Consider the following 23,889-nt stretch of genomic DNA (forward strand, 5'->3'; position numbering starts at 1 on the left):
CTTATATTAGAATTTAAAAATAAGACAAAAACGTTGAGAAAGTTCCTGCTCTTTTTGTTCTACTTAGTTTGGAAATAATAAGGAGCTACTGCCTCTTTTTCTAATAAACTTTGAACGCCATTAGGAAAGTAAAACATAATTTCTTCAGCTTCTTTTATGTTTATCCAACTAATATCAGTAATCTCATTTTGGTCTTGAATAGATATTTCTCCTCCTACTATTCTAGCTACAAAGGTAAAGATTACAGCATGTGCATGTGGAAAGAATTTTTCGTTAATAGCAAATATATTTTCAATTTCAACTGTTAACCCAGTTTCTTCAAATGTCTCACGGATAACAGCTTGTTCTAATGTTTCTCCACTTTCTCTTGCTCCTCCTGGAAGGCTCCATTCACTACCATTTTCACGTTTGTTTCCAACCATAAGAATTTTTCCATTTGTATCATCATAAATAAGCGCATATACTACATCGACTCGTTCCATAACTGCTCCTCCATTGAATAATTAAAATCTTTATAAATGGTACTCTAATTAACGTACGCTAAGAAAAAATCCTTGCCATATATGTAATCTAGCAAAGCTTTTTTAAGTTGTTTAATTCTCGTTGCACTATCTGCTTTGTTAGCTAACACTTTAATTGTTTTAACAGCCTTTTGTTTAATTCCCACAATGCTGTTTTGTTGCTATCCCATTTCAAAAGCGTTACTGCTTCCTCAAAGCACAACCATTTATAATTGAAATGCTCTTTGGATAATTCAATATTTTTTGTAGGAACTTTGACTCCAAAAGAAAATTCTTTTATTACATAAACATCTTCTCCCCAAAGAAATCCTCCAACTACATCTTCTACTGGTAGTGAAGACACAGAATCTAGTTTTATATATGGGCATTCTCTTATAATACCAGCCTCTTCAAACGCTTCCCGTTTTGCTGATTCAATAGGGGTCTCACCTTCTTCTCCACCACCAGCTATTCCTTGCCAATAACCATAATCACTTCGGTTAAAAATGGCATACTGAATGGAGTTTTTAGTTATTATATAAGGAAATATCAATACTTGATATGGTGCTCTCATTGCTTAACCTCCTCCCAGAAATAAACTTTAAATAAATTCAAATCTGCTACTTTATTGAATGAAAAGAACTTTATTTTTCATAAATAAGTTTACTCTTAGCGTGAATTTCTTTCGAAACGCTAGCGCTCCCCAAAAAGAAAGAATCACTATACTTAGACAGTTTTATACCATAGGGGTTTATCAAAATTAAAATAGTCATGATCCTGCAAAATAAAATCTATCCTCTCCAAAGCATCATCAAAGGATTGTTCATCATATTCTTTAGTCCATACAATAGTAGAAAATATATTCATTGCTGCATAAAGAGCATATAGGCGCCAAAACGTATCGTCAGGTTCATTTGAAAAATAATTTTTAATTTGTCCAATACAATAAGGGATACTAAGTCTTCTGCTAAACAATGAAAGATTATAAAAATCATGATATGGATCCCCAAAATCATAACCATTAAAATCAATTACTCCATTGAAGACAGTATTTAAGGTTATTATATGCCCCAGATGAAAATCATCATGGAGTAAAGTTAGTGGTCTGTATTTAAGAAGGTGAAAATTATTCTCAATAAAATCGAGTATTTTATGCTCTTTTGTAATTTGAAAGCTATCCTTTTTATATTCATTTAAATAATAATTAAATTTCTTTGTTTGAGCTTCTTCCCAGTTAATGCTTTTGTGAATATTTAGTTGATGAATTTTTCGTAATTCTTTTCCTGCCGCAAAACCTAAAGTCAATTGTTCTGTATCCGATAGGTCTGTTATTATTTCACTAGCTGGTTTTCCTTCAATATAGCTTAATACCATTACAGATAAATTTGCTTCATTTACTAAAGTGTATTCAATTGCTTTATGAGTTTGTACATCGTATTTTTCCAACTCTTTGAGTAATGAAAATTCAAAACCTCTCTTTTCATTATATTTCAGGTCTGATAGACGTATAAAGTATTTGTTTTTTCCGATGGTAACTATGTATTTTTTATCTGGTGAGTATCCATTTTCAATTTTATTTACAAATGAATAACCCTTAAGACTGGATACGCCGTCTATTACATCCTCAATTAAGAAAGTCAATTTTCCTCATCTCTCTTTCTGTATAATGATAATATAGTTATTTGATTTTAACCCCAAAAATATAGTAGCCCTCTGTCTATTTAAATAGCAAAATGCGTTTAAAATTGTTTGAAAATCTAGTTGTGTCATAGAAAATGGATTTTTAAATTAATAATAAAGTTGTTTACTCCCAAATCCGCAAAATACGAACTTACTCCATAATTTTATTAATACCCTTCTAATTGTTGTTCTGCTATAAGCTTAATGCTTCGTTTGTTATTTATGTATGTTTGGATTTCGCTACGAATATTAGGATATAAAATGATATTCTGTAATTCATCGAGTGGTACCCATTTGACACCTGTTTGATTTTCGTCAGGGTTATCTGAAATACAAGGCGTTTCGCCTTCTTTCAACTCACATTCAAAAATCGTTGTTAGCGAATGCACTGTTCCATACTTCTCGTTATTTTTAAAAGGTGCATATTCATATAGAAAAGCTACTTGTCCCACATTAATTTGAACGGAAGCTTCTTCTAATGCCTCTCTTTTGACAGCTTGAATTAAAGTTTCCCCTTGTTCAACCCCACCACCTGGCAAGTTGTAATGTAATCATTCTTGTCATTAAACTCGACTAATAAAACATTGTTATTTTTAATGATTAATGCGCTTGTTCTTACTCTGATTGGATATGTCATATTTGTTCTCCCTTACACTTTCAATAATTTAGAAGATAAAAAATACTATATAAATGGGGAGCTGTCAAATTACCTTCTATAATAAATTTATCTATTAAAACATGTAGCAAGTTGAATGTTCCGCTTGACTACATACACTATTTTTTATTTTCTAAAAGGAAAATTATACAAATGAATTTTCTGTTCCGAAAACGAACGTTTTCAGTGATTTGAATGTAAACTTCTGGATAAAAGTTTACATTGGAGTTTTGAATCATTTTATAACTAATTTTGTAATAAATTTCTCAATATAGATATACTTGTTAATTACGGTTATAATATTCAAAATTAACAAAAAATAAATTATAATGATAATATGATGGTTATCCTTTTGTTTACTCCTTGTGCTAAAGATAAGATCCTGTTCCCGGATCTTATCTTTTTATTTGTAGATTTTAGATACAAAAACACCCTAGATCGATTGCATAATTCGTGCGAGTTCTTTTTCTAAAGCAGCGGGCTCGTTTGCATAATTGTAAATCCCTAAAAACTTCTCTATAGCCTCTGGATGGGAACTGATTAGCTTGTTGACAGCATCCTGTTGTTCAGATATGCGTTCATTCTTCGAAATTTGGCATCCCATGTGAAACCGAACCATAAACTCATCTTCTATTGCCTTTTGATATTCTTCAGACATTTGATTTGATTGATCGGATTGTCCCTTATATTTTGATAGAATATTGGATAATATACGTGCTCCACATATAGCATCATGGATACCCTGCGCCATGCCAGGATCTTTAAAACAAACTGCATCTCCAACCAACGCCCATCCTTTTCCCATTCCTTTATACCAGTAATTATCATATCCGAGAATGCCTTTGACCGGTTCTACTAGTTCTGCATTTTTCAAGCGCGCCCCAATTGTTGTATTCGGAAAGTTATCTGTAAAGAAATTGCGTAGACAGCTTTCCGGATTTAATTTCAACCGTTCTACCAATTCCTTATTTTCTAATGGGAAAATGCCGACAATTACATATAAATCATCATTCGTCGGAAAGAGAATGGCTGTGTTATCTTTTATCTTGTATACTTCAAATTTAGGGACATTATCGTGGCGAAATCCAGAGAAATACCCGAAATAGATGCCGACTGTTGCCGGAATACTTATTTTGAGTTCACTTTTTACCAGCTTGCGAATAATAGAGGATCGGCCGTCTGCCCCGACTACCAGGCGAGCTAAAAATTCTTGTTTCTCGTTGTCGCCGTCTAAACCTTTCACGCCTATCACTGTTTCGTCATCACGGATGACATCCGTCACACGAAATCCTTCTAAAACAGTTACATTCATTTGGGATTTGGCTTGTTCAAGTAGAATATGATCGAGATAAGTTCTTCTAATACAATAACAACTTTCCTCTCCGTAAACCTCAGGGATGAGACCTTCTATCACGGTATCCTCAAATTGAAATTTAATATCCCGTACCGGCGGTGCTTTTGTTTCCAATAACTTGTCCAGGACACCGGTTTCTCGAAGAAGAGCGACAGTATTATTGAAAAAGGTATGGGTTGATAATGTGTCCCTTGGAAAATTCGCTCGGTCCACTAACAACACATGGAAACCTGCCTTAGCAAGATAAATTGCCAGGGTAGAGCCGGCACATCTAGCACCGGTAATGATGACATCATACGTCTTATTCATCGTATCACTCCATTTTCAAGTATATCTTCAGCTATTTTTTCGTTTAAGATAAAATCCATTCCAGCATCCTTTATGTCAAATCGAAATAAAAAAATCAATATATCCCTCTCCTTTTATATAATACAATCATTTTTTATATAGCAAGTGTAGAGATTGCTTGTTTGTAGATTAATTGTTGTTTACCATGAATCATCATTAGGACGGTAAATTTATCTGTTGCAAGGATCTGCCCACGTATTGGAACGCCATTCATTAAAAATACAGTAACTTCCCCTTTTTTTTCTTTCAATTGTTCATACATATCTTCTTGTAAATTAAACATGAAATGCGCCCCCCTGGTTTCTTTGTATTTACTTTTCTTCTAATACCTGCTGGTTTTCACTGTTGGATATTTGTGATTCCCATTCACTTTCTATTTTTCTAAACCATTTTCCTATTTTGCTTAGATAATATCTTTTTACTTCACCATTAGGAATCCAAATTTCACGTTCCTGTATTTGGTTCATCACTTCATGAAGAATCTCATCATGTTCATACTTTCTAGGTTTTCTATAATGTGTTTTTACAAACTGTGTATATTCTCTACGTAACCAATTAGAAATATGTTGTCTTTGTCTTTGCTTGAGATGTGACCATTTTTTATTTGTTTGAAGGATTTTTCCATTTACTTTTATGTGGTTTTTCATCGACACCCATCCCCTTTTACTAGCAAAACGAATATATCACTATCGTATCACATTTAAATCAAAATACTGCTCTAGGTACATATTTCGCAAGAAATCTATCCAAAATATACAATACATTCTCCATTTAGCTGATTAAGTCTATACAAGATTAAATGTAGACTATTATTGTATTGTTTTAGTTCTTTTAATCATTACGGTACGTGAAATTATTATGTTAACCATAAAAAAAGCCCCTTGAAAGGAGCACTTATTTGACAAGGTACTGTTCTATTTCTTTTATTAATAGTTCTGCACCTTCTGGACTTAATGAGATCTTACCCTTTGCAAATGCTATGTTACGATTTGACACTTCTCCTGTTAATGCACAAACATGACCAGGCTGATACCTCTGTAAAATGATGTCTTCCCCTTCTACAAAAATCTCTAATGGTGATTTTTCTTTAATCCCAAGCGTATTTCTAAGTTCCTTTGGAATTACTATACGCCCTAATTCATCCACTTTTCTAGTTACTCCGGTTGCTTTCATCCAGCATATTTCCCCATTTCATTATCAATTTGTACCCAAGTTATTCTTTACTATTGTAACAGGCTTTCACCATACATGAGAAACATAATGAACCAAAAACAGACAATCATAACAAGAAATTCTTTACACCTTTGCTGAAAGGAAATATGACCTTCTCTCATTCTATATGCCCCTTTTCTCTACAGCTTTTAATATGTTAAAATATAGAGGAAAGAAACCTGCCAATTTCTTTCCCAGATGGTAACTCAGACTTTTGCTCTTTGTTTGCTTCTTGCAAATGAAGAGCTTTTATTTTGCATATTTATATTTGCTTTCTAACATCGCATAACGCAATAGCTTTAACTTTGTTTCTTTTTTCAATGCTTTCCATTCCGATACAGCAATCTTCATTCTTCATTCCTCCATTAATGGGGTAGCGTCAAGAAAATGCGGATTTACAACGATAAGGAAATTCCAAATTAAAAAGCCCAACTTCTCTACAAATCAAAATAGAGAAATTGAGCTTTTCAGTTACTTCATTTATTTATTGAATTCATTAACTGGAAGAAGTATTCAGGTTTATGAGTCTTATTTAGGTTATACCATGAATGTAATGCATCTGGTGTAAATACATCTATTTTTTTCAGTACCTCCATTGCAAATTCCAGAGGAGCTATTCCTGATGCAGTAACTAAATTCGCATCAGATACCGCAGATCCCAACTCATAAAACTTTTCTCCTTTATAGTTAGGACATACCATTTTAGTATATTCTAAGTTATTACTTGTATGCTTTCTAGTATCCAAGTATCCCATATTCGCGAGGGCATCAGTTGCACCACAAATTGCAGCAACAATAGTGCCAAGCTTTAAAGCTTGGCCAATTCTTTCCAAGATAGGTTGATGAATTTCTTCACTCCAAGTAGTCCCTCCTGGTAAAATCAAAAGATCTTTACTCTCAAAAGTACATTCATCAAGGGAAATATCTGGTTTTATGCTCAGTCCTCCCATAGTAGTAATCATTTCTTTATTAGCTCCTACTGTAATTACTTTTAAAGGTACTAAATCTTTTTTGAAATATCTTCCTGAGTTTAGTTCAGCAATTAAATATCCATATTCCCAGTCCGACATTGTATTAAATACATATAGAAAAGCTTTTTTTGTTTGCATCCAATAACACTCCAATCACAATTGATATAGCTATTATAATATAACTTCCCTGACAGTTAACGTCAGGGAAGTTATCATACTTGATGAAATTTTATTAATTCCGACAGAACTTCAACAAGTCTTTTCTTAAGGCTTATTGGCTCAATAACTTTAATAGATTTATTGTACGGTAAAAGTAAATAAGGTACATATGTATGTATTATATCTTTTTCAAGAAGAAAAACTGCTTGATTTGAAGTCCGTTCTTGTAAATAATGTCCTAAAAACCAATGTTGGCAAATATCAGCCAATACACTTTTATCCCCATTAATAACCAAAGAAATAATCCCTTCTTTATCTTCTATAGTTGGAAGAAGGTTTTTTATAAAAAAGTCACGTGCTGAAAAATTTTCTGGCCGGTTAAACTTATTTTCGGTTAGCATTAGACTTTCAATTCGATCTACTCTAAAACTACGGATATCATTCCTAAGATGACAAAATCCAATCACATACCACTTATTATTCCAATAGATAATTCTGTACGGATCGACCAATCTATAATTTAATTGCTTTTCGCCACTTTTATAGTAAAGAATTTTTACTGGGTACCCGTCAGCTACGGCCTGCTCCAACTCATTCAAAAAAGGTTCCATAGAGAGTGAACTTAATCGACTTATTACTTCAAGACTAGTTAAATGTTGGTTTATCTTTGTTTCCTGCTCTTGATTTGAGTATTTACTTAGTTTTGAAATGGCCCTATTTAGTGCTTCACCTCCATAATATCCGGCTTCTTCTGCAAAAACAGCAGCGTGAAATAGTGAAGTTTGCTCCTCAAAATCAAAAAAAAGAGGAGCCTCAATAAAATTGTTCAATAAAGTGTATCCACCGTTATGTCCTGGTTCTGAAATTATAGGTACGCCACTTGTTGAAAGTGTATCAATATAACGATACACAGTCCTTATATTCATCTCTAACTTTTCTGAAATTTGTTTTGCAGTAATTTTTTCACCTGAACGAAGCATCCATAGAATTGCTAACATATTGTCAATTTTAGGCATATAATTCCACCTCTATATGAAATTTATTTTCTATTATATATTTTCGATTTTTGGTATAACTCATCAACTGTTCCTTTCCGATAGCTTTCTATATAATGAGGTCCTAGACATAATAGGCTTAGCGTTGTAAATCCGCATCTTCCTGGCGCTACCCCTAATAGGAGTACCACCAGCATTTTTGAAAAAAACCACTCTAAGCAAAAACATACAATAAGCTGTCCATATGGACAGCTTATTTACATAATTCTCGTTAGCGAAAGTAATATATTGATAGGTCAATACTTACAAATCTTTTATATGTTTTCTAATATCTGCGGCTACTTTGGTAGGATCATCAATCTCAAAAAAAACATACTTATATTTTTCATGACTTTTTAATTCAATCCTCAAAATCCCTTTGATTTGTTTTTGGATGGTAAAACATGTTTCTCTACTCTTTCATATAGAGTAAGCAATTGCTTAATAAAAGAAAATTTCGGTACTAACCAATACGAAAATAATGCTGAAACACACCCTATTAAAGCCCCTATTACAACATCAAAAGGATAATGAACTCCTACCCAAATACGAGAGATCGCTACACAAAATGCAAGTATAAGCCATAACCATCCAGTCTTTTTACGAACAAGCCAAAATGAAAAACAAATCGAAAAAAAGAGAATCGTATGGTCACTAGGAAATGAATTATCTACAGCATGGTCGACAAGTTTATTAACATCAGGCAATACTGCAAACGGTTGATAATTCAAATGAAATTTCCCTGCTATTTTTCCAATCATCTCAGCAATCACAAAAGCAACCATCGCTTGAATAACCATCATCCTACTTTTTCTAGACCCGGTAAACCAATAAGCTATAATAATTAAACCAAGAATATATACCATATATTCTGCCAAAAATATCATGGCTGAATTTAGGGATGAATATTGTTTACCTAAATCATTAATTACTTGAAAAATATCAATATTGAATTGAGAAAAAGACATTTTCAAATTCCTCCTTCTTCTTTTTCACTATAATAAAAAAAGAAAAAAGAAAACATCGAACTTTCTTACAAACATTCGTGCATTCTTACAGTTTTGTCATTTTTCTCGTCATTTTGTAAATGTATTCATCGCCTTGCCTTTCGCTATTTTCTTTGGGAAACATGGTGAATTACGAGAAAGAGCGCTACAGATAACTTAACAGTAAGAAGTCGATTATCTATTAGCGTACGAAATTTACGCTTTGTTGGTGCTACCCCATCGCTATCAAGCTAAGCCCATACAACGTTAATTATAGTAGAGGTTGTTTCTTTTTTTAAAAGCTACGTGTAGGGAATTTAAAGATTTGCATACGAAATAAACCCTAATGGGTTTCAATTTTTTGATTTAAGCCGCTTGATTATCAAACATGGTACAATTGTAAATGACACCTAATATATCAAAGACTGTTTTCTTCTCATATCGATGAGATTTTCTCCCGTTTTGCTGTAGGAGGTTGAACAGGCGAAGTAACACCTTTGATAGCTCTTCGGTGTCTTTTTGTATCGATTGGAAAAGAAGAAAAAAGTAATCTTTAATCATATATATGGCCTTATATTCACTCAGTTCTCGTCTTCCTCAAGGAACGCGAAGTGAGTAGGTGGGAGATGAATTGGCTTTGAACAAGAGATGGCAGGAAGCCATCTTAATTGTTCGACATACATAAACTGTTACTTTACTATCTATCGAATGTACGTTTGTTGTATAGTAGACACATATCGAAATGGGGGTGAAACGAATGATGATTAATAAAGCATATAAATTTCGTATCTATCCAAATAAAGCACAAGCGACCCTAATCAATAAAACGATTGGCTGTTCTCGTTTTGTATTCAATCATTTCCTATCTCTATGGGATAATGCATACAAAGAAACAGGAAAAGGTTTGACATATGGTACATGCTCTGCCAAACTTCCTGCCATGAAGAAAGAGTTTGTTTGGCTAAAAGAAGTGGATAGTATTGCGATTCAGTCGTCTGTTCGCAACCTTGCGGATGCTTATACACGCCTTTTCAAAAAACAAAACAATGCCCCGCGTTTCAAATCTAAGAAAAACAACGTGCAATCTTATACCACAAAACAAACAAATGAAAACATTGCCGTTGTAGGAAACAAAATAAAATTGCCAAAACTAGGTCTTGTTCGATTTGCTAAAAGTCGTGAAGTAAAGGGACGTATTGTAAATGCTACGGTTCGACGGAACCCTTCTGGTAAATACTTTGTGTCATTGTTAGTTGAAACAGAAGTACAAGAACTTCCGAAAACAAATTCTTACATTGGAATGGATGTGGGACTAAAAGATTTTGCCATTTTGTCAGATGGAACAATCTATAAAAATCCGAAGTTTTTTCGGTCATTAGAAGAAAAGTTGGCGAAAGCACAGCGTGTTCTTTCTAGAAGAATGAAAGGATCTTCTTGCTGGAATAAACAACGAGTAAAAGTAGCTAAAATTCATGAATACATGACGAATGCTAGAAAAGATTATTTAGACAAAGTCTCAACTGAAATCATCAAAAACCACGATGTTATCGGTATAGAGGATTTGCAAGTATCGAATATGTTAAAGAATCATAAGTTAGCAAAAGCCATTAGTGAGGTATCGTGGTCTCAATTTCGAACTATGTTGGAATATAAGGCAAAATGGTACGGCAAACAAATCATTGTCGTATCGAAAACATTTGCTTCCACCCAATTATGTTCTTGTTGTGGATATCAAAACAAAGACGTTAAAAATCTAAACCTACGTAAATGGGACTGCCCTTCTTGCCTTACACACCATGATAGGGATATTAACGCAAGTATCAATCTAAAGAATGAAGCGATAAGGCTTCTAACCGCAAGGACTGTGGAGATAGCCTAATAAATTAGAGTTCGATAGAACTCTTTACTTAGGAATCCCCCTCTTCTAAACGAAGTGAAAGTGGGGGTAGTTCAAAATTTAAGAAGAAAGAATGTAACATAAACTTTCGTTTTTGTTACAAATCGAACAAATAAGGCTGAAGCCTAAATAAATCTACACCTTATATGGAATATTTTTTATTAACACCCCTTTTCGGGGGATGGGCAAAGAAACCCTTAAAGAAATCGAAACGATTCATACTGTATATAAACAAAAGAGAAGTCACATTCCAGACTTCTCTTTTCCGACGTATAAAGAATTACGGGAGTTATTCCGAACCGCTTAAATTATAACTATATTTTGTAAACAAGCTTGTGTTTTTTCAAACTTTGCAACAGAACCACAGAAGGAGCCATAGTGACAGGCTCCCCCTAAAAAATTAAAGTTACACATAAATTAGAAATAGATTTATTTTACTAATAATGAATATGTTCCTTTTCTATTTTCCTGATCAAAAAATGAAACTAAGTAATACTTCCCAGGTTTCGCTTCAAATTTCCCTTTTATATTATTTCCATCCGCTTGACCAGTAATAACAGGATTTCCTAGATCAGATTCATGATATACATCCCAGTTTATCCCAATTCCTTGTTCATCTATAACAGAAATATCTACTTCTTTTGGAGATGTGACATTGAATGTGTACATATACGCCATATTAGATTTATCCATATTTCCTTTTGAAAGCTTATTAAAACTAAGTACCTTTGCCTCTTGATAGTTATGGCCTGCTGGCTCATCCTTTTTCACGGTAACCGTTGTTTTTCCTCTGCCCACTTTTCCTTTATTATCTTTCACTGTTAGCTTTGCAGTATATGTTCCTTCTTTATCATATACATGAGTAGGATTTGCTTCTGTACTTGTTGTACCATCCCCAAAATCCCAGAGATAAAACACAATTTTTATGTCTGTGCATTCTGTACCATCGCTATGAAACTCAACTTTTTCATTCAATATCTCATTATACGGTCCATTCATATTTACTTTAATCGCCTGTTTTTCTTCTTCCCCTGTTGCAACACCATGGAATACAGCATCGTATTCAAATTGATTGTTCTCATTCACACGATAATTAACAAAATACGCTGTAACTGTTTTGTAGCCGCTCCATTCTTTTTGCGCTAACTGTTCTAAAGATTGATTGATTTGCTTGCTCATCGCTTTCCAATCCTCAGATTCTCCTTTTGTTACACCGCCTGTATATGTTCCCTCTAATGTAAACGTATTAAAGAATTGAGAATTATGCTTTGTAATCGTTGCATCTTTTATTTTTGCTACATCTGTAATGTCTTTCTTTACATCAGCTAGTGGTTTTGGTGCATGTTCAGCTAAATAATCATCTGATACTTGTGGTGTCTTATATGTACCCTGATTATCAATTAACTGCTTCATATAGTCTTGGTATCCTTTATTTAAATTTGGATCCTTACTTAAAGCTTCACGATATGCATCATAACCATTCACATCATTTGCGCGAATTAAATCTTGAATCTTATCGAACGTTTCAAATTGATGAGTATATAAGTAAGACTGCAGTGCGAAAGAATAATTATAAAAGTCCCATTTTTCGTTTCCTACTCCATCGCCATATTTCGAAAATAATGTTCGTTGTGCTGTATAACGTTTCGCAGGATCAGATGATAATCCACTAATTACACTTTTGCGCGGAACAACATTATTCGTACGAGTAGATCCCGCAAAAAATTCTGCATTTCCTTCTTCAAACCAAGTCAAGCGTTCATTTCGATACATTTCTCCTTGTCCCCATGATCCTGGAACCTCGTATCTTCCCTGTAAATAGTGTGTAAATTCATGACGGAACAATTCTTCCAAACTATAACGACTTTGCTCTGATGTACGCTCAAATGTAAAGAACGTTCCAATTCCTTCAATATAAATTCCACCATTATTCGTGTCATATCCATATAGTTGGCTATTTCGTTTATATTCATCTGGATTATTATAAATCACGATTGTCAGTACATCATCAGCTTTCCCTGGTTCTAACGCTCCATCTTTTCCAATTACACGATGATATTGTGCTTTTACTTCTTTAGTAGCCCAATATAGTCTCTTAACTTTTTCTTCCGTTACTTTATCTCCTGTTTTAAATACAATAGCACCGTCATCGAATGTATAGGTTTTTGGTAAGTACTGCTTTTGCCCTTCTTCACGTATTTTCTTTAAATCTATTGTATTTCCATAATAATCTTTTCCACCATAGTTTGTTGAAATTTGTTCTACCGCATTAAAATAAGCTTCACTTAAACGCGGGTACATGTTCGTTGCTTGTGTAAGTACTTCTAAAGGTTCATTTGGGATACTATGGAATTTCCCGAAACGACCAGTATAATAAACACCATTATTAATTAACCATTTATTCTCTGCTGTTACATGATTCAGAAGAGCCATTCGACTGATTTCATTTATGAAGCCATCAATTTTCCCATACCATATTGTTTCATTCGCTTTTTTACGTGTATCAAGCAAGTAAGACTGCACATCATCATCAATCCCTTGGATAAGCTGATACACGACGGCCCCTTTATTCTGTTCACTTATATATGTAGAAATATTATCGTTATATTGTTTTAATATATTTGCTGCATATTGAACAGTTTCAGCATCACAAGAAGCGTTTCTAATTAATTTACCGTATGCAACTACCATTGCATCCTGTTTATCTGTACCCAGTTTAAAATTCGGATTTTTTGCAATTGCTTTTAATGCTGGTAAACATTTATCCTGGAAGCTTCGCTCATATAAATAATTTACCTCTTTATTATTAAAGCCTACATAAGATACGGAACGTAATACTTCAACAAACGTCTCAATCCCTTTTGTATCATCTTTTGTAAATGTGCTTCCACGACGAACTAATTCATCAATAATAAGCTGGATTCGCTCTTTATTTTGATAAAACGCTTTTGTTTCTTGATTAAATTGATCTAAATCTGTGATTTGATTCCCACTAATACTTCCCAATGTATCGATAAATTCGTCATTACTCATTCTATTTAGCTCTGCTAAAGAATACTTTTGCTGATATTGTTTTGGCGCCGCTTGTTTCACGGCTGGAGCTGGACGTTGAGAAAAATCGTTTACTTCTAAACGTTCTTCATAAGACAATGTTTCATCTGCTTTTGTAGAATGTGCAAGTTCATCTTTTGAAGTTTCTATCCCAGTTGGTTTCACTTGTGACACCTTATAAGGTGTTTTTTCTTCCGCTGATACTTGTGTTTGAATACTTCCAAATGATAAGGCCACTGTACTAATACCGACCATCATTTGAGTGAATTTTGATTTCTTGTTCATAACATTTCCTCCGTTCATTTAATCCATCCAAAAGAATAACATTTTATACACTTAAAACAATGTACTATGCAATATTGCATGTCTTTTCATCTTTCTAAGCATGTAGTTTGTATCATTTGGTTAAATCCCCTGAAAATGTACAAACATGCGATGGGTTCATGAATATGGCAATCTCATCTATCAAATTTGAAAAGTGAAAAATAAATCTGCCCGCTTATCTTGGCATGGGATGAGACTTATATCAAAGTTAAAGGAGCGTGACGTTATCTCTATCGTGCAATTGATAAAGATGGACACACATTGGATATTTAACTTCGTAAAAAGCGAGATTATCAGGCTGCCTATGCCTTCATGAAAAGATTATTAAAACATTTTGGAGAACCAACGATTCTCACTACAGACAAGGCGCCGACATTACTTTGCGCATTTAATAAATTAAAAGAATAAGGTTTTTATAAACGTACAACTCATTGTACAGTCAAACACTTGAATTAAAACATGCGTATATTGGTGATAAACAACAACTGTTTGCACGCGTTATTTTTAATCGATTAACAGATAAGCAACTTCAAAAACGACGAGCAAAGATCGCTGAAAAAGAAAAATCTAAAAATAGAACGTACTCAGAGAAAAGTAAAATGATAGCGGGATTAAACGTGTACGTGACGAATATACCTTGGGAATGGGTTCCGATAGAACGGCTACATGAGTTATATACTTTACGTTGGCAAATAGCGATTGTCTTTAAAATATGGAAATCATTCTTTCATATTCATCATTGTAAAAAGATAAAACGAGAACGATTAGAATGCCATTTTTATGGTCAACTGGTTGCCATTCTACTCTGTTCTTCTACCATGTTTCAAATGCGGCAATTACTTCTTATAAAAAAGAAACGAGAACTGAGTGAATATAAGGCCATATATATGATTAAAGATTACTTCCTTCTTCTTTTCCAAGCTATACAGAAAGACACCCAAGAGCTATCAAAGATTCTAATTCGCTTGTTCAACCTCCTACAGCAAAACGGGCGAAAATCTCATAGGTATGAGAAGAAAACAGTCTTTGATATATTAGGTGTCGTTTACAATTGTACCATGTCTAATAATCAAGCGGCTTAAATCAAAAAAATGAAACCCATTAAGGTTTATTTTGTATGCAAATCTTTCAATTCCCTACACCTAGCCTTTAGAAAAAAGAATCAACCTTTACTATAATTGACGTTGTATGAGCTTAGGTTGATAGCGATGGGGTCCCGGCAGCATTTCAGAAAATACCAATGCTAAGAGCATGCAAGGTTTTATACATCTTTTTGGCTAATCCAATAACAAACGAGAACCCTAAAACCCCACCAGGATAAGAATGTATAGAAAAATGCATAGACCCATGAAACAAAAAAGGAATTTCCCTTGTGAGAGAAAGGGGCCCTATTTTTCCTTGCTACCGATAATGAGCCGTTATGTTAACCTTGCGTGTATACGATATTCATAAGGTAACTACTTCCAATTTAATATATAATTAAAATACAAAATTAGATAAAAAAGGAGTAGGGATATGATAATTGGAGAACTAAAAGAAATTGTAAGACATCCAATAAAATCATTTCGCGGAGAAAATGTTCAACAAACTTACATTGCATCTTATGGTTTATATGGGGATAGAAGCCATGCTTTTTTAGATGAAACAAGACCAGGAAAGTATTTAACCGCAACACAACTTCCTGAGATGATTGGTTATACGGCGAGTTTTATAGGAGAAGAATCTTTAGATATATATCCACCAATCAAAATTATTTCTCCTGAAGGAAAAATATACAAGTGGGGAGATCAAGAGTTACTTAAAGAATTAGAACAAAAATCAAATCGTCAAATTGAAGGTATACAATATTCACCCCAGCAAGTACCCTTAGGTGCAATTGAAGAAGAACATGTATTAATTGTAACTGATACATCATTAAAAAAAATGAGCAACTTATGGGGACAAGATGTGAACCATAGGAGGTTTCGTCCAAACTTGATATTCTCATTATATGAAAATATTCCTTTTGCAGAAGATACATGGTTTGGAAAATGTATACGTATAGGAGAAGTAGAACTAGAAATAGTAAGACACTGTGAACGCTGCATGATTATTACTATTGATCCTAACACATTAACATTGGAAACAACTCTCTTAAAAACTATTGTACAAAAAAGAAATAATCATTTTGGAGTTTATGCATCAGTTATAAAACCAGGAAAAGTGAATATTGGAGATTCTATCGTATTAAAATAACTGCCGACAACGAAATTTATGTAAATAAGCTAGCATTGGTCTAGCTTTTATTTTTTCTTTACACAAGTTTTAGTGCCTTTATTTATAGTGTTTTGAATGTATACTTTTCTATTAGTTTTCGAGGGGAATGGGTAAATTTTGATAAATTCAATGTTTAAGGGTATTTGAAAATAAACTAAAGTATAAAAGTTTACATTGGAGTTTTGAATCATTTTTAGCTAATTTTGTAGTATATTTCTCAATATTAATATACTTGTTAATTATGGTTTTAATATTCAAAATTAACAAAAAGTAAATTATAATAAAAATATGATGGTTATCCTTTTGTTTACTCCTTGTGCTGAAGATAAGATCGTGTTCCCGGATCTTATCTTTTTATTTGTGGATTTTAGATACAAAAAAAGGAATCCTTAATAGCTTAAGGATTCTGCAACAGGAAAGAACAAATATATAATAATAAAAAGAATTACTTATATTATAATTTAAAAATAATACAAATAAATTGAGAAAATTTCGAATGACTTGAACATTATTACATACTTAATTATAATTGATTTGAAGTTGAAGTAGTAATCTGTCATCTATTCCTTCACTTTAAAGAAGATTGAGATCAATCTTCTTTTTTTGTATTTGCCTCTCCACTCGAAGGAAAAAGAATTACTTGATAATAGTGGAAATTGCTTGTTTGTAAACCAGTTGTTGCTTACCATGAACCATCATAAGAACGGTAAATTTATCCGTTGCAAGAATCTGCCCACGTATTGGAACGCCATTCTGTAAAAATACAGTAACTTCCCCTTTTTTCTCTTTCAATTGTTCATACATATCTTCTTGTAAGTTATACATGAAATGCGCCCCCTTTTGGTATTTACTTTTCTTTTAATACTTGCTGCATCTCATTGTTATCTATTTGTATTTCCCATTCACCTTCTATTTTTCTAAACCATATTCCTATTTTGCTTACATAGTATTTTTTCACTTCACTATATGGAATCCAAATTTCACGTTCCTGTATTTGATTCATCACTGCATGAAGAATCTCATCATGCTCGTATTTTTTAGGTTTTCGATGATGGGTTCTTACAAACTGTATGTATTCCCTACGCAACCAATTAGAAATATGATCTTTTTGTTTTTGCCGGAGATGTGACCACTTTTTATTTGTCTGAAGGAGTTTTCCATTTACTTTTATATGGTTTTTCATCAACACTCATCCCCTTTTACCATCTAAATGCATATATACAACTATCGTATCACATTTAAATTAAAATACGGCTCTAGGTACATATTTCACAAGAAATCTATCCGAAATCAAAATAATATCTCCATTTCACATAAAATAGTATCAAAAACAGACGAGACAGAATCCATTGAGCGGATTAATTGAGGTCTTGCCAACTAAACGCGAATTTCGTACGCTAAGTGATTTTTCACATAGAAAAAGCCAATTTCCTGCACGCTTAGGAAATCGGCTTTTTGCTTAGTTAGCTATTTGGATTATCTCCAATCGAATGATATAAGTTCATATTAAGATATTTTATGTAATGAAATATCTTGAATATTCTATTCCTGAAAAGGACAATCAGAGATTCATCACACATTATTAGTTTTTTAATTAGTAAGAAAGCCATTAATGAAGAAGCACTTTTGCTCATAATTTACGAATGGGACTAGTAAGCGCGATAATAACTTCAATGACCTTTGTAGTTGATGCCAAAATAAATATTGCAACCGGATTAAAATCGGAAATTAATCCCCCTACTAGTGCTCCTAATGGCATAGCTAAACGAGTAAGTACACGTGAAAACCCTAAAACTCTTCCCTGCATATCGGTGGGGACTGTTTCCTGTCGGACAGATGCTACAATAGTATTCCAGGCGATATTACAAATCATAGCAATACCAAATGAAATGCCCGGTGCAAGCCAATATTCACTCCATATTGCATAAGTCAATCCAATTGCTCCCACACCAAGAAGGGTTGGAATAAGGGTTCCCCTTCGAAAGCGTCGTTCAAGTGGAATAACAATGATACTTCCTAAAAGGCCACCTACTCCGATTAGAGTATAATTAATCCCACTTTCCTCAGCAGATAGATTTAATGTAGAAAGCAAATAATACATAAGCCCACCTAATATAGCACTAGCGCCAAAGTTTCCCACCATTGCTTGAAGAGATAAAGCAAGGTTAAGACGATCATTCATTAACCATTTAAGCCCTTCTTTCATATCATTCCTTATAGTTTGCAATAGTGTTCTTGCTCTATCTATGGGTTTCTTCTTTTCTAATTTCGGTAATAGTAATACAGCAACTAAAGTAGCTATAAAAGAGATAGCATTTATCCAGAGAGCATTAATCCCACCTATTGTAGCAATTATAATACCTGCTAATGCCGGTCCCGCTAAACTAGCAATTTGATTAACCATTTGGTATGCGGAATTGGCCTTTGTTAGCGATTGACCTGCGATTCGTGGAATTACTGTAATAGTTGCTACGTCAAATAACATCGATAGTACGGCTAAAATAAAAGAAACAACATATAAATGCCAGAGTTGAAGTAAGCTTAAGTTATACAGGATAGGAATTAAGGATACTAAAATAATACATCCTAAATCAGCAACCCACATTAATTTTCGTCGATCAAAACGATCCACTATTACCCCTACGATTGGACCAAATAAAACAATAGGTAACACACTGATAGCAAAAAGTGAACCCATAATTATTGCTGATCCAGTTAACTTATAGGCAATCCAAGGGAGAGCAAACGTATAAAGGGAATCACCCATCCTGGAAATCAGTAAACCAAAAATAAAAATCACGTAGGTACTAGGAAAATATATAATTTTTGAAACTAGATTTCTGTTTTGTGCATTCGGTTTCAACGATGAGTTAAAGTTTGTTTCTTTCTTCATTATCGACTCTAATTTACCTCCTTTTTTGGTAGTAAAACTTATATTAATTGGCAGTGAGCCCCTTACGTATTAAATATTTAATACGTACAAAATTCTTTAAAATACAAAAGTATTCCTTCTTTTACCCAATTATTCATTTTGGTGTAAGTGCCTATTTGTGCTAAGTTAACCTTTGTAACAAAAACGACCGTTTAAGGAACTCTATTTAGTTCTAACAAAACTGAAAGAAATACGGTCAAAAACCAGTTCTAAAACTCATTACTAAAAACAAAGTTCCATAACAAACATTAAATGTCGTTTATGGAACTTTGTTAACGTACGGAAAAAAACAGTTTTTAACTTAGAAATTCCTTAGCGTACGAAATTCGCGTTTAGTTGGCGAGACCCCGTTTAGGAGTAATCCCACTTTGTTCATAGTTTAAGGAATTCCAAACAGTTCTACCTTTCAATTGATAAGCCCTCAAGTGTATGAATGCTTGGGGGTTTTCTTATAAAAAAAAGACGCCATAAGGCGTCCCCACAATTGGGTAGATAAGAAGTAAGGTTTATAAGATAACTGAAAAAAATAGAACAGGTGGTTAGAGTTTACCACATCCTTTTGCCGAATGAACATGCATTATTACATATCATCAGAAATACCTTTATTTTCCACTTTATAAAGTATATTACCAATATTAACAATATTTAAATAAATATTTATACAAATTCAAAATATTTACAAATATAGCAAAAGTGATACATTTAAGGCGAAGCTATAAAACTATTAAAGGGGGATTTATTATGTTCAAGAAATTAGTAGTAGGAACATTAGTAACTGGTATCGCATTAACTGGAGGAATTGCATCAGCAAGTACAGAAGGTGTAGATAATAATAAAAATTCAGCACCAATTATCCAACGCACCCAAATACTTAAAGATGATTTCAGTTTGATAAATGGAGAAAGAGAAGTATCATTCGAGCATGTAAAAAAAGCGGATATGAGAGTTCATATGACAAACAATACTAAAGGCACGCTTAACTGGTCTTTAAAAGACTCAAAAGGGAATGTTATTGGTGAAGGATCGTTAGCAGCAGGAAAGGGTTTTACAAATACGTACAATACTCTTTCAAAAGGTAAATATAAGCTTAAAGTTACTCACAGAAATGGTGGCTCTGGATCATTCTATGCAGCTGCTCGTACTTTAGACTAATATAAATTGAACCATCAGGAAGCTTGAGGATTAAGAATTCTTGGTATAATATAATAATGTACAAATGCAAAATCACATAAAACCCGCCTACGGAAATAGGTGGGTTTTTTAATGCATAATGAAAAGACAACCATATGAGAGTGTCTTTTCCAATAGTTTTTTAGCAGAAGCAACTGCATCCGATAATGATTAATAGTATAAAGAGTACAACGAGTAAAGCAAAACCGCAGCCTTCGCCGCAACTACCACCAAATCCCATAATAGATCCTCCTTTAATAAGAAGAGAAAACAAGGGTGTACGCATGTATTTTAGCGGATTTAATATACTTTATGTTTTTGCAGGTCCTTTTGAAAATAAAGAAAAGACACCCTAAGGCGCCTTCCTCTGACTTGAACCACTTTAATTTTAATAATATGTATTGGATTCCCATCCCAATATTATTTTACCATGTTAAATTTTTTTGTTCATTGAGGGGTATCATCATATCGCCATTTACCTAAAAGTACTTACTATCCATTCTTGCTATAAATATTATTCTGCCAAGATTAATAAGAAGAGATGAAAAACCACGCTAAGCAAAAAATACAATAAGCTGTCCATATGGGCAGCTTATTTACATAATTATCGTTATCAGAAGTATAAATAAAAGCTCATGAATTCATAGATTCTTAGGCTTTTATTTGTGGTAACGTCTAGCTTGTCCGTATTCATTCTAAAGAGATGGTCTGGTTCCGATTACAACAGTAGCATCCAGTTCATCGCAATTTTTCACCTGTGGGATTAGCCCGTTTTGAGCAAATATCTCAACGGTTTGCAACGTCTGTCGTTGACTAGTCTCGACAAGTAGATGACCGCCGGGTGCCAGCCAGAGTAGTGCCTCAGTAACTATCCGTCGCTGGACGTCCAGTCCTTCCGCTCCACCGTCGAGTGCCACCCTTGCCTCATGTTTGCGGGCTTCCTGAGGTAACAGCTTAATTGCTTCGGTAGGTACATAGGGTGCGTTTGCAACCAAGATGTGGACGCACCCACGGATTTTAGTTGGAAGTGGATGGTAGAGATCACCTTTGTACACGTTACCACTGGCCCAATTAATATTGCGACGGGCACATCGCACTGAGACTGGGTCTATGTCGACCGCATACAACTCAATCCCTCCCAGAACTGTGGCCAGCGCGGCACCTACCGCACCCGTACCGCAGCATAAATCAACTATAATGGCTCCTGGCATAGCAAGGTAAGCTGTCTGTTGAACGAGAAACTCGGTACGGCGGCGAGGTACGAAGACTCCTGGTTCCACTGCTATCCGAATACCGCAGAAATCTGCCCAACCGATGATGTGTTCCAAGGGAAAACCGGCTGTTCGTTGTTCCACCATGTCGGCGAGTATTTCCGGTGTTTGTGCCTCTGAGATAAGTAACTGTGCCTCATCTTCTGCAAAAACACAACCGGCAGTCCGAAGCCTGGTTATTATACATTTCTCTATTTCGGTATCTATATAAAAATTAATTTGCTTTTCTATTTATTTCACCACCCTTGATACCTTGTTAAGTTTATTATTAATAGTTCTTTAAAAATTGGAGAAACCCTGTCCCAACGGCCTTATATTTAAATAAGGAAGATGTATATCATATACATGTGTGATTGACATAACTTCTCATTATTGGTAGCAAGGACAAGGAGGAATCCCTACTTTCACAAGGGAACCTCCTTTTATTGTTCTATGGATCTATGCATTTTTTTATACATTCCTATCCTGGAGCGGTTTTAAAGTTCTCGTTTGTTACTGGGTTCGTCGAAAAACTGTATAAAACCTTGCATACTCTTAGCTTGTTTTTTCTATGGAACGCTGTCGATACCTTTTTAATGCACAAAAGAAAAGACACCCAAAGGTGCCTTTCTCCGACTTGAACCACTTTAATTTTAATAATATAGTTCTAAGTTTAAAAACTATTGGGATTTTTTCTATGAGCTTTATAAGTAGTTTTTAAGAAATTATGAGTGGTTATTTTTGTTTTCGAAATATTCTTCTTTAATTATTTGTAATTTTTTTCGTTTTTTGTTAATTCAAATATAAATAACGATTTTTTCATGTTATTAGCAACATCTTCTTCATTAGATTGTTTAAGCTTTAATAAATTCGAACCTTTTCCATAGTATAGTTCACCCAATAAGTAAAAAGTATTTAGATTAATAGCTAATTGGATACCCTTATCAATGTATTTTATTGCCTCTTCGTATTGATATGTGTAACTTAAATTTTTAGCTAAATTATAAATGATTTTCAATTTAATTTCTTTATTTCTAGGAAAATCTAATTTGTTAAAATTAGTTAAACATCTTTTAAGGATATTAATACTTTTTTTGTATTCTTTATTTTCTGCATGAAGTATAGCCATTGTATGTAGAATATCTATTTCTCTCTCTGATAAAAAATCAATATTGGTTAAAGTTAGTTTTAATGCATTATTTAAAAGAGTTAAAGCCACTTTTGTTGAGTTATTCACACAATATATAGCAATTGCTTCATGCCATATTAGAAATTGTTTATCTTCTTTTGTTTGAAAATTATTTGTGTATTTTTCTCTTGTTACTATTTCATAAAGCTCTTTATATTGATGTTGCCTTATGCAATCCCTCATTACGTATTTTACGTTTTCTGTATATTTTAATTTCTTGTTTTGAGTTAGTGCAAATATATTATTTGGATCAACACCAAGTCTTTCAGATAGTTGATAAAACAATATGCTAGATGGATAAATCATACCTTTTTCTATCTTGCTAATTTGACTTTGTGAACATATTTCATGACATAATTCGGATTGTGATATATTTTTTTTAATTCTAAGTTCTTGAATGGTAATACCCAAATCGTTAAATTCTATTTTTCCCCCTACTATTTAGCGCTTTATTAGTACAATATTCTCTAACCTTAATGTAATGTAAATTTAATGTAGTTGCAATTGTTCTTTGTTATAAAGGCCTTATCCTTTCTATAGGAAGATGAGTTTTTTATGCATAAAGAAAAGGCACCCAAAGGTGCCTTCCTCCGACTTGAACCACGTTCATTTAGTATAAACTTATCCGTATTATCCCTTTGTTATACGTGTAAACACATCCTATAAAACAGAATCGTCTATATATACCAGATTGTTAGTTCACAAAATATAAGAGATTTGAGATCAATATTAGAGTGACGCCACATGTTCTATAGTGATTGATATGTTACGTCTTTCAAAAGAATCTGCTTTATAGAACGTGTCCACGATTTATATTTTATTACATGTAATATTTATTTAGTGTAATTTTTACGAATATGTATAATTACATAAAGTTTATGAGAAAAAGAGAGTATACTTTGATATTGTGTAATAAAGACA

General features: G+C 33.5%; 20 protein-coding genes and 5 pseudogenes. 6 read left to right on the forward strand and 19 right to left on the reverse strand.

What is annotated here, in order from left to right; translation table 11 throughout:
• Positions 1-59: 59 nt before the first annotated feature.
• The 12 genes and pseudogenes from MHH42_RS30190 to MHH42_RS30245 all read right to left on the reverse strand — a co-directional run.
• Positions 60-482: an NUDIX hydrolase gene (locus MHH42_RS30190; RefSeq protein WP_098637324.1), complete on the reverse strand. Its 423-nt coding sequence runs from the start codon at positions 480-482 to the stop codon at positions 60-62.
• Positions 483-624: 142 nt separating this feature from the next.
• Positions 625-1,074, reverse strand: a complete 450-nt coding sequence (locus MHH42_RS30195) for an NUDIX hydrolase (RefSeq protein ID WP_098060358.1) — start codon at positions 1,072-1,074, stop codon at positions 625-627.
• Between the two features lie 152 nt (positions 1,075-1,226).
• Positions 1,227-2,141, reverse strand: coding sequence for an aminoglycoside phosphotransferase family protein (locus MHH42_RS30200; RefSeq protein ID WP_098060357.1), 915 nt, complete (start codon positions 2,139-2,141; stop codon positions 1,227-1,229).
• Between the two features lie 206 nt (positions 2,142-2,347).
• Positions 2,348-2,719 (reverse strand): NUDIX domain-containing protein, encoded by a 372-nt coding sequence (locus MHH42_RS30205; RefSeq protein WP_340895284.1) that lies wholly within the window; start codon positions 2,717-2,719, stop codon positions 2,348-2,350.
• Between the two features lie 549 nt (positions 2,720-3,268).
• On the reverse strand, positions 3,269-4,498 hold the full coding sequence (locus MHH42_RS30210; RefSeq protein ID WP_340895285.1) for an NAD(P)/FAD-dependent oxidoreductase: 1,230 nt from the start codon (positions 4,496-4,498) through the stop codon (positions 3,269-3,271).
• A 133-nt stretch (positions 4,499-4,631) separates the two neighbouring features.
• On the reverse strand, positions 4,632-4,820 hold the full coding sequence (hfq, locus tag MHH42_RS30215; RefSeq protein WP_340895287.1) for an RNA chaperone Hfq: 189 nt from the start codon (positions 4,818-4,820) through the stop codon (positions 4,632-4,634).
• Between the two features lie 28 nt (positions 4,821-4,848).
• Entirely contained in the window at positions 4,849-5,184 is a 336-nt protein-coding gene (locus MHH42_RS30220) for a transposase (protein ID WP_262717009.1), read from the reverse strand.
• A 247-nt stretch (positions 5,185-5,431) separates the two neighbouring features.
• Positions 5,432-5,710, reverse strand: coding sequence for an AbrB/MazE/SpoVT family DNA-binding domain-containing protein (locus MHH42_RS30225; protein WP_340895294.1), 279 nt, complete (start codon positions 5,708-5,710; stop codon positions 5,432-5,434).
• A gap of 515 nt (positions 5,711-6,225) precedes the next feature.
• Complete coding sequence (locus MHH42_RS30230; protein WP_340895296.1) at positions 6,226-6,858, reverse strand: type 1 glutamine amidotransferase family protein; 633 nt, start codon at positions 6,856-6,858, stop codon at positions 6,226-6,228.
• Between the two features lie 74 nt (positions 6,859-6,932).
• Positions 6,933-7,895: a helix-turn-helix transcriptional regulator gene (locus MHH42_RS30235; RefSeq protein WP_340895297.1), complete on the reverse strand. Its 963-nt coding sequence runs from the start codon at positions 7,893-7,895 to the stop codon at positions 6,933-6,935.
• 386 nt (positions 7,896-8,281) lie between these two features.
• Entirely contained in the window at positions 8,282-8,881 is a 600-nt protein-coding gene (locus MHH42_RS30240) for an undecaprenyl-diphosphatase (protein WP_340895300.1), read from the reverse strand.
• A 384-nt stretch (positions 8,882-9,265) separates the two neighbouring features.
• Positions 9,266-9,493, reverse strand: a pseudogene (locus MHH42_RS30245) (IS4 family transposase); the annotation flags it as partial.
• Positions 9,494-9,656: 163 nt separating this feature from the next.
• Here MHH42_RS30245 and tnpB point away from each other — a divergent pair.
• Positions 9,657-10,778, forward strand: a complete 1,122-nt coding sequence (gene tnpB, locus MHH42_RS30250; RefSeq protein ID WP_340895303.1) for an IS200/IS605 family element RNA-guided endonuclease TnpB — start codon at positions 9,657-9,659, stop codon at positions 10,776-10,778.
• A gap of 211 nt (positions 10,779-10,989) precedes the next feature.
• Positions 10,990-11,103 (forward strand): annotated as a pseudogene (locus MHH42_RS30255) (IS6 family transposase); the annotation flags it as partial.
• 122 nt (positions 11,104-11,225) lie between these two features.
• Here the strand turns inward: MHH42_RS30255 and colA are convergent.
• A complete protein-coding gene (colA, locus tag MHH42_RS30260; protein ID WP_340895305.1) occupies positions 11,226-14,132 on the reverse strand; it encodes a collagenase ColA in 2,907 nt (968 codons plus the stop codon).
• Between the two features lie 139 nt (positions 14,133-14,271).
• Between colA and MHH42_RS30265 the strand changes: the two are divergent.
• The 3 genes and pseudogenes from MHH42_RS30265 to MHH42_RS30275 all read left to right on the forward strand — a co-directional run.
• A pseudogene (locus tag MHH42_RS30265) lies at positions 14,272-14,576 on the forward strand (DDE-type integrase/transposase/recombinase); the annotation flags it as partial.
• A gap of 20 nt (positions 14,577-14,596) precedes the next feature.
• Positions 14,597-15,253, forward strand: a pseudogene (locus tag MHH42_RS30270) (transposase); the annotation flags it as partial.
• Between the two features lie 433 nt (positions 15,254-15,686).
• On the forward strand, positions 15,687-16,406 hold the full coding sequence (locus tag MHH42_RS30275) for an MOSC domain-containing protein (RefSeq protein WP_340895307.1): 720 nt from the start codon (positions 15,687-15,689) through the stop codon (positions 16,404-16,406).
• Between the two features lie 657 nt (positions 16,407-17,063).
• On the opposite strand, the gene hfq (MHH42_RS30280) is transcribed toward MHH42_RS30275, so the two are convergent.
• The 3 genes from hfq (MHH42_RS30280) to MHH42_RS30290 form a co-directional block, all read right to left on the reverse strand.
• Complete coding sequence (gene hfq, locus MHH42_RS30280; RefSeq protein WP_070144224.1) at positions 17,064-17,252, reverse strand: RNA chaperone Hfq; 189 nt, start codon at positions 17,250-17,252, stop codon at positions 17,064-17,066.
• A 22-nt stretch (positions 17,253-17,274) separates the two neighbouring features.
• Complete coding sequence (locus tag MHH42_RS30285; protein ID WP_070174328.1) at positions 17,275-17,610, reverse strand: transposase; 336 nt, start codon at positions 17,608-17,610, stop codon at positions 17,275-17,277.
• 447 nt (positions 17,611-18,057) lie between these two features.
• Positions 18,058-19,320 (reverse strand): MFS transporter, encoded by a 1,263-nt coding sequence (locus MHH42_RS30290; RefSeq protein WP_340895313.1) that lies wholly within the window; start codon positions 19,318-19,320, stop codon positions 18,058-18,060.
• A 780-nt stretch (positions 19,321-20,100) separates the two neighbouring features.
• Here MHH42_RS30290 and MHH42_RS30295 point away from each other — a divergent pair.
• Complete coding sequence (locus MHH42_RS30295) at positions 20,101-20,511, forward strand: hypothetical protein (protein ID WP_340895316.1); 411 nt, start codon at positions 20,101-20,103, stop codon at positions 20,509-20,511.
• A 160-nt stretch (positions 20,512-20,671) separates the two neighbouring features.
• Here the strand turns inward: MHH42_RS30295 and MHH42_RS30300 are convergent, their stop codons facing one another.
• The 3 genes and pseudogenes from MHH42_RS30300 to MHH42_RS30310 form a co-directional block, all read right to left on the reverse strand.
• On the reverse strand, positions 20,672-20,770 hold the full coding sequence (locus MHH42_RS30300) for a YjcZ family sporulation protein (protein WP_098133055.1): 99 nt from the start codon (positions 20,768-20,770) through the stop codon (positions 20,672-20,674).
• A gap of 454 nt (positions 20,771-21,224) precedes the next feature.
• On the reverse strand, positions 21,225-22,007 hold the full coding sequence (locus MHH42_RS30305; RefSeq protein WP_340895419.1) for a putative protein N(5)-glutamine methyltransferase: 783 nt from the start codon (positions 22,005-22,007) through the stop codon (positions 21,225-21,227).
• Between the two features lie 497 nt (positions 22,008-22,504).
• A pseudogene (locus tag MHH42_RS30310) lies at positions 22,505-23,394 on the reverse strand (helix-turn-helix domain-containing protein).
• Between the last annotated feature and the right edge of the window lie 495 nt (positions 23,395-23,889).

It is taken from the genome of Bacillus sp. FSL L8-0099 (assembly GCF_038006385.1).
GTDB classification, from domain to species: domain Bacteria; phylum Bacillota; class Bacilli; order Bacillales; family Bacillaceae_G; genus Bacillus_A; species Bacillus_A toyonensis.